Raw genomic sequence first — 755 nt, 5'->3', positions numbered from 1 at the left:
GCCGCGCGGGTCGCATGCATCGCGTCATCAACGCGATCCTTGCGCTCCTTCACCTCGACCTCGGTCGCGCCGCCGACGCGGATCACCGCGACGCCGCCCGCGAGCTTGGCAAGACGCTCCTGGAGCTTCTCACGGTCGTAGTCCGAGGTGGTCTCCTCGATCTGCGCCTTGATCTGAGCCACGCGCGCTTCGATGTCGGCCTTCTTGCCGGCGCCGTTGACGATCGTGGTGTTCTCCTTGTCGATCATCACCTTCTTGGCGCGACCGAGCATGTTGAGCGTGACGTTCTCGAGCTTGATGCCGAGATCTTCCGAGATCGCCTGGCCGCCGGTCAGGATCGCGATGTCCTGCAGCATGGCCTTGCGGCGATCGCCGAAGCCCGGAGCCTTGACGGCCGCAACCTTGAGGCCGCCACGGAGACGGTTCACGACCAGGGTCGCAAGCGCTTCGCCTTCGACGTCCTCGGCGACGATGACCAGCGGCTTGCCGGTCTGCACCACGGCCTCGAGCAGCGGCAGCAGCTCGTTCAGCGAGGAGAGCTTCTTCTCGTTGATGAGGATGTAGGCGTCGTCCATCTCAACGCGCATCTTGTCGGCGTTGGTGACGAAGTAGGGCGAGATGTAGCCGCGGTCGAACTGCATGCCCTCGACGACGTCGAGCTCGGTCTCGAGCGACTTGGCTTCCTCGACGGTGATGACACCCTCGTTGCCGACCTTCTTCATGGCGTCGGCGAGGAACTTGCCGATCTCCGCGTC

At 64.4% G+C, this 755-nt stretch carries 1 protein-coding gene; it reads right to left on the bottom strand.

What is annotated here, in order from left to right; translation table 11 throughout:
- On the bottom strand, positions 1-755 hold a 755-nt coding region (gene groEL / locus AC0L23_RS39970; protein WP_473358423.1), incomplete at both ends, for a chaperonin GroEL.

The sequence above is a fragment of the Bradyrhizobium sp. MI1.4 genome (assembly GCF_055811315.1).
Note: the sequence above shows the minus strand (reverse complement) of the source record. Positions and strands in the feature narration are given on the sequence as shown.